Source organism: Bradyrhizobium sp. (genome assembly GCF_017881085.1).
In the GTDB taxonomy this organism is placed as follows: domain Bacteria; phylum Pseudomonadota; class Alphaproteobacteria; order Rhizobiales; family Xanthobacteraceae; genus Bradyrhizobium.
Genome location: NZ_JADGRI010000198.1, coordinates 1 through 10161, shown reverse-complemented (window position 1 = coordinate 10161; position 10161 = coordinate 1). Strand labels below are relative to the sequence as shown.

General features: G+C 63.9%; 11 protein-coding genes and 1 pseudogene. 4 read left to right on the top strand and 8 right to left on the bottom strand.

Features of this window, described 5'->3' with window-relative positions:
• A partial coding sequence (locus QZ213_RS18180) for an SDR family NAD(P)-dependent oxidoreductase (protein WP_291687481.1) occupies positions 1-668 on the bottom strand: 668 nt, incomplete at its 3' end.
• Positions 669-703: 35 nt separating this feature from the next.
• On the bottom strand, positions 704-1702 hold the full coding sequence (locus QZ213_RS18175; protein ID WP_291687480.1) for a glutathione S-transferase family protein: 999 nt from the start codon (positions 1700-1702) through the stop codon (positions 704-706).
• A gap of 190 nt (positions 1703-1892) precedes the next feature.
• Between QZ213_RS18175 and QZ213_RS18170 the strand changes: the two genes are divergently transcribed.
• The 3 genes and pseudogenes from QZ213_RS18170 to QZ213_RS18160 all read left to right on the top strand — a co-directional run bounded on the left by QZ213_RS18170 (position 1893) and on the right by QZ213_RS18160 (position 3525).
• A complete protein-coding gene (locus tag QZ213_RS18170) occupies positions 1893-2054 on the top strand; it encodes a hypothetical protein (RefSeq protein WP_291687479.1) in 162 nt (53 codons plus the stop codon).
• Positions 2000-2188: pseudogene (locus QZ213_RS18165) on the top strand (DNA alkylation response protein); the annotation flags it as partial. The gene QZ213_RS18170 and the pseudogene QZ213_RS18165, both read left to right, overlap by 55 nt.
• A 248-nt stretch (positions 2189-2436) precedes the next feature.
• Entirely contained in the window at positions 2437-3525 is a 1089-nt protein-coding gene (locus tag QZ213_RS18160; RefSeq protein ID WP_291687478.1) for a Zn-dependent alcohol dehydrogenase, read from the top strand.
• Between the two features lie 40 nt (positions 3526-3565).
• Here the strand turns inward: QZ213_RS18160 and QZ213_RS18155 are convergent, their stop codons facing one another.
• From QZ213_RS18155 to mbfA, 4 genes are all read right to left on the bottom strand, one after another.
• Complete coding sequence (locus QZ213_RS18155) at positions 3566-5038, bottom strand: amidase (RefSeq protein WP_291687477.1); 1473 nt, start codon at positions 5036-5038, stop codon at positions 3566-3568.
• A 90-nt stretch (positions 5039-5128) separates the two neighbouring features.
• Positions 5129-5659 (bottom strand): cytochrome b, encoded by a 531-nt coding sequence (locus QZ213_RS18150; RefSeq protein WP_291687476.1) that lies wholly within the window; start codon positions 5657-5659, stop codon positions 5129-5131.
• Positions 5660-5689: 30 nt separating this feature from the next.
• The gene (locus QZ213_RS18145; protein ID WP_291687475.1) at positions 5690-6577 is read right to left on the bottom strand and encodes a hypothetical protein; all 888 of its coding nucleotides are present in this window, start codon (positions 6575-6577) and stop codon (positions 5690-5692) included.
• 13 nt (positions 6578-6590) lie between these two features.
• Positions 6591-7562, bottom strand: coding sequence for an iron exporter MbfA (mbfA, locus tag QZ213_RS18140; protein WP_291687474.1), 972 nt, complete (start codon positions 7560-7562; stop codon positions 6591-6593).
• 180 nt (positions 7563-7742) lie between these two features.
• Here mbfA and QZ213_RS18135 point away from each other — a divergent pair, with 180 nt between their 5' ends.
• Positions 7743-8465 carry a hypothetical protein gene (locus tag QZ213_RS18135; RefSeq protein ID WP_291687473.1) on the top strand — a complete coding sequence of 241 codons (723 nt, stop codon included), beginning with the start codon at positions 7743-7745 and terminating at the stop codon, positions 8463-8465.
• A 72-nt stretch (positions 8466-8537) separates the two neighbouring features.
• Here QZ213_RS18135 and QZ213_RS18130 read toward each other — a convergent pair whose 3' ends face one another.
• Entirely contained in the window at positions 8538-8903 is a 366-nt protein-coding gene (locus tag QZ213_RS18130; protein WP_291687472.1) for a hypothetical protein, read from the bottom strand.
• 115 nt (positions 8904-9018) lie between these two features.
• Positions 9019-10158 carry an alpha/beta hydrolase gene (locus QZ213_RS18125; RefSeq protein WP_291687482.1) on the bottom strand — a complete coding sequence of 380 codons (1140 nt, stop codon included), beginning with the start codon at positions 10156-10158 and terminating at the stop codon, positions 9019-9021.
• Positions 10159-10161: the final 3 nt, after the last annotated feature.

Genomic DNA, 10161 nt, shown 5'->3' with positions numbered 1-10161 from the left:
TCCCAGGTCCAGGCGCTGCGCGGCTGTTGCAGCACGTTCCAGTAGCTCAAGGCAATGGCGTCGGGGTCGAGCATCGAATCCGGGCGGTCGGGGGCTTCCGCGCGCGCGGCGCTGCGGATGCCGCCGTCGATGACGAAATGCGCGACGTGAACGCCCTGCGGCGCCAATTCGCGCGCCATGCTTTGCGCCAGCCCGCGCAGCGCGAACTTGCCCATCGCGAACGGTGCGGATTGCGGATAGCCCTTTACGCTGGCCGACGCCCCCGTGAACAGGATCGCACCGTGTCTGTTGGGCAGCATGCGCTTGGCCGCCTGCTGCGCCACCAGGAAGCCGCCGAAGGCGCTCACCGCAATCGCCTGCGATACATCCGCCGGCACCAGGTCGGTGAAGGCGCCGCGCGCTCGCCCGCTGGCATTATAGACCACGAGATCGGGTACGCCGATCTCGCGCTCCACCAGTCCGAACAGGCGCTCGACCTCGTCGGCGTCGGTGGCGTTGCAGGCAAAGGCGCGGGAGCCGGTCTCGGCGCACAGCGCGCCGAGCTTCTCGATCTGCCGTGCGGCGAGCGCGACGCGGATGCCCTGCCTGGCGAACAGCCGCGCCAGCGATGCGCTCAGGCCTTCGCCGGCGCCGACGATCAGGGCGATTTTGTATTTGGGTATTTCCATGAGCCTCTTCCTTTCCTGATCCTTTGCTGACGCGTTCAGCCGCGCAATCCGGCAAGGCAGCCCGCTTGTTCCAGAACCGGATCGAGCGCGGCCTTGTCGGCAGCTTCGGCATATTTGGCGCGCAGCATCGCAAGCGAGCGCGCGTGATATTTTTGCGGCTTCTGGGTCCAGATATTATTGCCGAGCGTGACGCTGAATTCTCCCTTGGCTTCGGCCAGCGCCTTCTCGTTGGCGCAGGTCCAGGGCATGAACTGCGCGCCAACCTGCTGCTGCAGGATCGGCATCAGGGTCGGCGCCAGCGCCGGCCATGCCTCGAACGCGCCTTCCGCCCTCGGCCACAGCATGCGATGCACCCAGTCCAGCACATGCGGCGCGCCGCCGCCGATCAGCCCGCCCGCGGTCGGATCGGTCCACATTTCATAGATCTGCCCCCAGAGACCGAAATCGCCATAGGCCGGCCTTCCGCCGAACAGATAAGGCCGCGTCGCCAGATGGGCATCCAGCAGTTCCAACATGCCGATAAAACCGGCCTCGATCTGCGGCGCGGTCACTTCGTTGGAGCCGACGAACCACACCCGATCGACCATGCGGGCGCGGACCTGGCCGGCGAAGGCCTGGTGCTTCTCTTCGTCGGCCGCAGGTCCGCGCATCCGCGCGATGCGGCCGGCGGACGAGATCTGGTCGACGTCGCGGGCCCAGCGGTAGTGGAACATCCACTTGTTGCCCCATTCGTCGCCAAATTCCTCGATCAACGCCGAGACGAAGCGCGCGATCGCGTCGTCGGGGTGGATCGAAGGCTCCGGAAAAAGCTTCTCCATCGCATCGATGATCGGGGTGGAATCCTGGATGCCAGCGCCCTCGGGCGTCACCACCAGCGGGATGATCGGCATTTTCGCGTATTTCTCGAATTCGGCCTGGTTCGCCGCGTTGCGCAAGACCCATTGATGCGGAATGGCTTTGTAGCGAAAATAGGAGCGCACCTTGACCGAGTAGGGCGACATCTCGGCGCCGATGATGCGATAAGCTTCCGCCATGGGGCGTTCCTCCGGATATGCCTTGTGACGGCTTTATCGCCTGGTTGCTCTGGAATGATCTATATCATCTAAACATACACCTAGAACACAGGGCGCGGAACGAACAAGAGTAGCAAATGCGAGAGCTGGCAAGACAAAGTGATGTGACAAGCCCGATCGGCGGGGACTGCTCGCGCCGGATACGTCCGGCATGAATTTCTACCGCGCCGATGCGGCGCTGACCGACCTCTTGCGGATTCATCTGCCGGACGCGCTGTTCCGCCATATCGAGCCGCATCTCGACCGGCTCGGCGCGGGCGCATCCATCAGATGCGCGGCGACGCGCGAAGGCTGTTGCTGTCGCGCATGGTGATCGATCACCGGCTCCCAACAAGCGATCCGTTCCGGCTCACGGAAAATCCGGCGCAGCGCGCGATCACGGACCATCTGCTCGGCGACCGCGCCGTCGACATGGCCGAGGTTGGCGAATTGCTGAAGGTAGCTTAGTCTCGGACGCGTGATCTACCTCTCCCCTTGTGGGAGAGGTCGGATCGCATCGTCAGATGCGATCCGGGTGAGGGGTTCTGGACTATCGATAGACCTGAACCCCTCACCCCGACCCTCTCCCACCGAAGTCGGATACATCCGACTTCGGAAAATAAAGTCGCCAACTCGGGTAAACCCGAGTTGGATGGGAGAGGGAGCGCACCTTTCGCGTTTCAAAAACTTGAAAATAGACAAAAGGGGAAACACCAATGAAGGCCGCCGTCCTGTACGAAGTCAACAAGCCGCTGGTGATCGAGGACGTCAGCCTGCAGAAGCCCGGTCCCCGCGAGGTGCTGATCCGCACCTCCGTCGCCGGGCTCTGCCATTCCGACCTGCATTTCATGGAAGGGCTCTATCCGCATCCGTTGCCGGCCGTGCTCGGCCACGAGTCCGCGGGCGTCGTCGAACAGGTCGGCTCCGACGTCACCTATGTGAAGCCCGGCGATCATGTCGTCACTTGTCTGTCGGTGTTCTGCGGCACCTGCGACAATTGCACCACCGGGCGGCCGGTGCTGTGCACCGACACCACGGTGAAGCTGATGCCGGGCGTCTCCAACCGGCTGTCCTGGGCGCGGTCGGAAAAACTGAACCAGTTCCTCAATCTGTCGTCGTTTGCCGAGCAGATGCTGGTGCACGAAAACGCCATCGTCAAAATTCGCAAGGACATGCCGCTCGATCTCGCCGCGCTGATCGGCTGCGGCGTCATCACCGGCTACGGCGCGGTGGTGAATACCGCAAAAGTCGCGCCCGGCGAAAGCGTCGTGGTGATCGGCTGCGGCGGCGTCGGCATGGCCGCGATCAATGGCGCTCAGATCGCCGGCGCAGGCCGCATCATCGCGGTCGACACCAATCCGGCCAAGTTGCAATTGGCGACCAAGCTCGGCGCCACCGACATCGTCGATCCCAGGAACGGCGACGTGGTGCAGCAGGTGCGCGAGCTCACCGGCGGCGGCGTGCATCATTCCTTCGAGGTGCTGGGCCGCAAGGAAACCGCGGAGCAGGCGTTCGCGATGCTGGCGCCCGGCGGCACCGCGACCATCGTCGGCATGATCCCGTTCGGCCAGAAGATCGAGCTCCACGGCTTCGACTTCCTGCGCGAGCGCAAGATCCAGGGCTCCTCGATGGGCTCGAATCATTTCCGCGTCGACATGCCGCGGCTGGTCGAGTTCTACATGCGCGGCCGGCTGCACCTGGAAGACTGGATCTCGGCCAAGCTGAAGCTCTCCGAGATCAACGAAGGCTTTGCCGCGATGAAGGCCGGCAAGACCGTGCGCAGCGTGATCGTGTTCGATGCCTAATCGCCGGGACGACGGAGCATGTGTTCCGGGTGTCGGAACTTCAATCATCAAACATCGGCGGCGGCACAAAGCCGCCGAATTCGCGCTCGATCAGTTCGGCCAGTCTTAGCGGTGTGCGATCCTCCAGCCACGGGCCGACGATCTGCACGCCGACCGGCAGGCCTTCCGGCGACAGGCCGAGCGGGATCGCGGTGGCGGGCAGGCCGGGCAGGGTGGCGATGCCGGGCCATGCCAGTTGATCGACATAGACGAAATCCTTGCCGTCGACATCGATGCGGCGCGCTTCCTGGTCGTCGGAATGATCGTGCGGATAGGCCGGCGTCGGCATCACCGGGCAGATCACCGCGTCGAAATTCCTGAACAGCTCGCGCCATTGAGCGCGCAGCCGCGCGCGCGCGCCGTCGGCCATCACCCAGTCGCGATGGCTGAGCGCGATGCCGCGCAGCCGCTCCGCCGCCAGGCTCGTGTCATCAGGGGAAAGCCTGGCCGCCGCAGCCCGCGCGCCGGCGTAGACTTCTGGCTGGAAGGAAGCCGCGAGGAACGACATCAGCATCCGCATATAGAGCCGCGTCGAGGCGGCGAAATCGGGCAATAGCGGGCTGTCGCGCGTCACGGTGACGCCGGCCTTGCCGAGGTTGGCGGCAAGCCTCTCGATCGCGTCGCGCATGCTGGCCGATGTCGGCATGACCGGATCGGTCGCGAGCACCAGCACGCGGAAATTCTTCAGCTCATGGTGGCGTGGCGCCGGCAGCGCCAGCGTGTAGGCTTTGCCGGCCTCCATCGGGTCCGGTCCGGCGATCACGTCGAGCAACAGCGTGAGGTCCGCGGCCGAGCGCGCCATAGGCCCGATCACCGAGAGATCGCGGTCGAACGGCAGCGGCGGCGCCGGCGGCGCGGTGTGGCCTCGCGGCGGCACCAGCGCGAAGGTCGGCTTGTGCGCATAGATCCCGCAATGAAAAGCGGGCACCCGCAGCGAACCGCCGATATCGGACCCCAGCGAGAGCGGGCCATAGCCCGCCGCCAGCGCCGCCGCCGATCCGCCGGAAGAGCCGCCCGGCGTGCGGCCGAGATCAAAAGGGTTGTTGGTGATGCCGTAGATCTCGTTGTAGCTCTGCCAGTCGCCGAGCGCGACCGGCACGTTGGTCTTGCCCAGGATGACGCCGCCGGCCTGCTTGACGCGGGAGATCGACAGCGCGTCTTCGCCCGGGACAAAATCCTTTTGCGCCGGAAAGCCCCAGGTCGTCGGCAGCCCCGCGACGTTGTAGGATTCCTTCACGGTCAGGGGAAGGCCGAGCAGCGCGCCCGTTTCGCCGCGCCCGCGGGCGGCGTCGGCGGCACGGGCGGCTTCCAGGCCGCGGGTAAAATCGCGCACGCAAATCGCGTTGATCTTCGCATCGTGCCGCTCGATGCGGCCGATCGCGTCCTCCGCCAGTTCGACGGCGGAAACCTTCTTCGCCGCCAGCGCCGCCGACAGTTCGGTCGCGCTCTTGAAACTCCATTGCGATTTGGCCAAAGCCTACTCCCGGTAAGGTTTTACAACTCACACCGGATGATGCTTGGTTTTGGCGGTGTCCGCCAGACCGCTATTGCCGGCGCAATACAGCTATTCCGGCAGCATCCGCTGCATGATGCGGTCGCAATAGACAAAGATGTGGGCGAGCGCCGCCGCGACATGGATGCCGATCACGACCAGGAGCGCCCATTCCGCCGCCTGATGCAATCCGTCGATGGCCTTTCCCGCGGCGGCATTGTCGGACGCCAGCATCGGCATCGGCATGAAGTAGAACAGCGGGACGGACCAGCCGCGGAACGAGGCGAACAGCCAGCCGGTGATGGTCGTCGCCAACACCAGCACATAGAGCAGCCAATGCACGACTTCCGAGCTCAATCGCTGCCACGGCGGAAGCGAACTCTCGGGCGCCACGGGATGGGCAAGCCGCCAGGCAAACCGCAGGACGATGAGCACCAGGATGGTCAGTCCGAACGAGATATGAAAGGTCATGCCGGCGCCCGGCTTCATGCCGCGATGAATGTCCGGCATCAGCCAGCCGATCAGATATTGCACCACCAGCAGCGCCACCACGAGCCAATGGAGCACCTTGGCGGTGGTTCCGTATTGCAGACGAGCGGTCATGAGATTCCTTGAAGACGTTGCAAAGGGGACCTAACGCACGAGCCGTTGCAGCGTTGCGTCAGGGTTGCGGGAATCGCGCGCCATCGGGTTGACCGGCCCGGCAGCGCTACGCTCGCTGGCGGCGGAATTGCCTCCGGGGACGGGGAACGCGTATCCGATGATGGTCTTGACAACCCAGCGGTCGGACGCCGGGGTCAGCCCGTACCCGACGCCGAAATCCACGTCGAAGACGCCGAGCTTGAAATCGGTGACGGCGAACAGCGTGTGCTGCTGATCGGCGGGTTTGGAAAAATTCCCGATCTCGCCGAAGTCGGAGTAATATTCGAGCCCCACATAGGTATCCGGCGCGAGCCTGCGCGCCACGCGCGCCGCCGGCGTAAAATCCGCCTCGCCATATCTGCCGAAGCTGATGTCGACGATCGGGTTGACGATGAATTCCCAGTCCGCATTGCGGACGCCGATGATGGGACGGATCTCCATCCCGAATCTCGACTGCGAGAATCTCGGCATCGTGTTGGAGAATTCGAAATTGACGCCGTAGAAGAAATTGCGCTGCTCGGCATTGGGCAAGACGAACAGGGTGCGCAGCTTGAAAGCGTCCGACAGGAATTGCTGGTCCTTGATGGCGAAAGGCAGATAGAGCCCGACTTCCCACCAGTCGGTGACGCCATAGGCGAATTCCGGCGTTCCGTTGATGCTGTTGTGGGAGATCAGGCCGCCGGGAAACGGCGGGTCCTTGACGCCGAGCGGGACATAATTGAGGTGCTGCTGGATCGTGAACTGGCCGGGCGCCGCGATGCCGGCGTTGTAGACCTGGATCTCGTCGGTGGCCTTTGCCGGCTGCGCCGCTGCGGCCGCGAGGGATGCGCCGGCCAGCAGGGAGAGATGTCGGGTACGGAGTGCGGGGCGGCGTTTCATCATCGTTGGCGCGCTACGCCGCTCCAATGAGAATGCCGACCGCGAGCACGATGACGCCGCCGAGCACGATCTGGAACACCGCCTGCAGGAACGGCGTGTCCATATAGCGCGCGCGGATGTAGGCGATCGCCCACAATTCGAAGAACACCACGACGCCCGCAATCGCGGTCGCGATCCAGAACGCATTGGCCCAGGAATCGGGAACCAGATAGGGCATGGAGTGACCGAGGCCGCCGAGCGCCGTCATCACCCCACTGGCCGCTCCGCGCAGCCAAGGCGAACCGCGCCCGGTCAGCGATCCGTCGTCGGACAAGGCTTCGGCGAAACCCATGGAGATGCCGGCGCCGATCGAGGCCGCCAGGCCGACCAGGAAAGTCTGCCAGTTCTGATGCGTGGCAAACGCCGCCGCAAACAGCGGTGCCAGCGTCGACACCGATCCGTCCATCAAGCCGGCGAGACCGGGCTGCACATATTGCAGCACGAACACGCGCCGCCGCGTCTCGTCCTCCTCCGCGCGCACGTCCGGACTGAGGATCTGGTCGGTCAGCCTGGCCGCGATTTTCTCGTGGCCTTTTTCCGCCTCCGCGAGATCGCCGAGCAGGCGGCGGACGCCGACATCCTGGGTCTGCTCGGCTGCCTTCACATAGAAGCGCTCGGCCTCGAACTCCATCGTCCCGACTTCCTTGCGGATGGCATCGAGCGACAGGTTCTTGGTCAGCCAGATCGGCCGGCGGCGTAAGAACCCCCTGACATTGTCCCGGCGGATCGGCGGAAGGTTCGGGCCGAAACGCTTTTCGTACATCTCCAGCAGCATGTGGCGATGGCCCTTTTCCTCCTCCGCCATCTCCTCGAAGATCTTGGCCGATTCCGGATAGCGCTCCGCGAGGTCCTCGGCGAAGGTCATGTAGATGCGGCTGTCTTCCTCCTCCGCGGAGATCGCAACCGCCAGCACTTCACGCTCGGTCAAATCGGCGAAATTCTTCATAAACATTCCCAGAAGTGCTTTAGAATCGTTCTAAACCTATAATGGCTCGCCCGGGTGGGGTCAAATTCAGCGCGCAGTGCAACAAAACCGCCCTTCGCATGATTTTCGGGGCCGGCGAAATGGAACCGTTCCAGCCGGTGCCCGTTCGAGTTCCCTAAGACATTCTCGACCGGAGATCGCATGGATAAGGTCAAATACCGATTGAACGATCCGCGGCTGGCGCCGCGTCGAACCAAGCTTGAGATTCCCGGATGGGCCGGAAAGCGCGAACCTCGCGCCAACGGTTCGCGTGAGCAGGTGTGGCATTGCGTGCCGTTTTCGGAAGGCGCGCAATACGGCATTGAACTGTTCTACCCCTACGACAACGAGCTGCACGTCACCACCAGAGACGGCCGTTTGATCTTGGAAGGGGATTGGGGCGAGCCGCCCGACAGCGGGGTGCAATGGCCGCCGTTCCGGAATTTCGGCGACGGCTTCTACACCTATCAAATCCTGCTCGATCTCAAGGTCGAAAAGGGCATGGCGATCCGGACCGAACCGCACCCGCGGTTTTACACTGATCCCACCGACACGGTGCCGATCGCAGTGCCGGCGCTGGTACGCAATTGGTGGCCGATGATGTTCTTTTGCGTGTTCAAGGCGCCGGCCGAGGGCCGCACCCACATTTTCAGGCCGAACGAGCCGTTCGCGCAGATCATCGTCATCCCCGAGGAAGCCAATTTCGAGCTCGAGCAGATGAGCGAGGAAGAATCCGCCGAGCGCGAGCTGCAGGCGCGGCGAATCTACCACAGCCGGCCGACGCTTTCGGCCGGGACCGAATGGACCTCCTCGACCGACACCGTGTTCGACGGCACCTACCGGCACCTGCATCGCGCCGCCAAGGAAAAAGCCCGCCAGGAATAGGCGCTTGGATAAGGCGCGAAAAAAACAGGACCCCTTGGGGTCCTGTTTTCGCATCATCCGATGGTAGCGACCTCAGTAGTCGCGGCGGTAGAAACTGTGGTGATGATGGTGGTGGTGGTGGTGACGGTACCGGCCGTATCCCGGCGGCACGATCACGACGCGCGGTGCATAGCGGCGATAGGCGTGATGATGGTGATGATGGTGGTGGTGTTCGATAAAGATCTGCGCCAGCTGCATGTTTTCGTTGGCTGACGGAGCCGGAGCCGATTCGTCGACCGCCTGCAGCAGCTTTGCGGCGTTCGGGATCGGCTCGAGCAGGTCTGCGAACGAATTTGCCCGCAATATGTCACTCGGGGCCGGACTCGGCGCGGCCTGAGCGGCGTTGAATGCCCCGAGCGTCGCCACCGCTCCCAAAATTCCAGCGATCTTCTTTTCCATAGATAGATTCTCCTCCAAGGCGCATTGCCCGTAGCCTGCAACGCGGCCGATCCGGGATGGTTCCCGCATCGTTGTCACGCCGGCCGCGTGAGGTCGATATTGCAGGAAGTGGGGTTTATTGCGCGCGTTCTGTGGCCTGTTTCAGGAACCGCAGCAGCAGGCGACTGACCTCGCCGGGCTGTTCCTGCTGTACCCAGTGGCCGGCGCCGTCGATCAGGTGAGCGCCGAGCATGCGCGTGCAGGCGCTTTGCTGCATCGCTTCATAGACGCCGGGGCGCTGATAGGTGCCCCAATCCTGTTTTCCCGAAATGAAACAGGAGGGCACGTCGATGCTGCGGCCCGACCAGGTCTGCAATTCCCCGATGAATTCGCCGGACGTGCCGCAGCGATACCATTGCAGGCCGCCCTGGAATCCGGTGCGTTCATATTCGGCGCTGTAGAAGGCGAGTTCGCGGTCCGGCAGCCATTGGTTGGCGGTGATGGCTTCCGGCGACGGCATTTGCTCCGCCACGGTCTCGGCCATGTTCCTGGCGAGATCCATCACGTAATAGGTCGGCAGCTTTGCCAGTTCGCCCGCCGACCATGATTTGAGCGGATAGGGCTTGTTGTCTTTCCAGTCCGCGCTCTTGTGATGGTAATAGCCGCGCAGGAAATCATGCACGCCCTGCGGCGCGCGCTGCATGTCGGCGTTCGCCTCGCGCGTCGAATAGTACCATTGGTAATGCTTGCGCGGACGCGGCAGCGCGGCCAGCTCCCGGTGCACGGGGTCCTCGTGCTTGGGCTTCGGCGGCGCATCCGCCGTATTGAACGGAAGCGGCGGCGGGCCTCCGAACGGTGCGCTCATCAGCACCACCGACCGGAACACGTCGGGCCGCACCAGCGCGCACCAGGCGGCGACCGAGGAGCCGAAATCATGCCCGACCACGGCGTCGACGCTTCGATAGCCGAACGCCGATACCAGCCCGAGCGCGTCGCGCACCAGATTGGTGAGCCGGAACGAATTGAGGTCGCCGTCGTAATCGCCGTCCCAGCCGGTGGTTCGGCCATAGCCGCGCTGGTCCGGCGCGATCACGTGATGGCCGGCCGCCGCAAGCTGCGGCATCACCTTGCGCCAGCTGAAGGCAAGTTCGGGAAAGCCGTGCAGCAGCAGCACGCAGGGGCGGCCTTTTGTCTCGAAGCCTGCTTCCAGCACGTGCATGCGCAAGCCGTTGATGTCGTCGACGAAGCGGGAGCGGATGCCGGAGGGCAGGGGAATGGC

What these genes read in the sequence shown, in the direction of transcription:
- QZ213_RS18175 (WP_291687480.1), bottom strand. Translation starts at nt 1,702, where the DNA reads ATGGCGGAAGCTTATCGCATCATCGGCGCCGAGATGTCGCCCTACTCG.
- QZ213_RS18170 (WP_291687479.1), top strand. Translation starts at nt 1,893, where the DNA reads ATGAATTTCTACCGCGCCGATGCGGCGCTGACCGACCTCTTGCGGATT.
- QZ213_RS18160 (WP_291687478.1), top strand. Translation starts at nt 2,437, where the DNA reads ATGAAGGCCGCCGTCCTGTACGAAGTCAACAAGCCGCTGGTGATCGAG.
- QZ213_RS18150 (WP_291687476.1), bottom strand. Translation starts at nt 5,659, where the DNA reads ATGACCGCTCGTCTGCAATACGGAACCACCGCCAAGGTGCTCCATTGG.
- QZ213_RS18145 (WP_291687475.1), bottom strand. Translation starts at nt 6,577, where the DNA reads ATGAAACGCCGCCCCGCACTCCGTACCCGACATCTCTCCCTGCTGGCC.
- mbfA (WP_291687474.1), bottom strand. Translation starts at nt 7,562, where the DNA reads ATGAAGAATTTCGCCGATTTGACCGAGCGTGAAGTGCTGGCGGTTGCG.
- QZ213_RS18135 (WP_291687473.1), top strand. Translation starts at nt 7,743, where the DNA reads ATGGATAAGGTCAAATACCGATTGAACGATCCGCGGCTGGCGCCGCGT.
- QZ213_RS18130 (WP_291687472.1), bottom strand. Translation starts at nt 8,903, where the DNA reads ATGGAAAAGAAGATCGCTGGAATTTTGGGAGCGGTGGCGACGCTCGGG.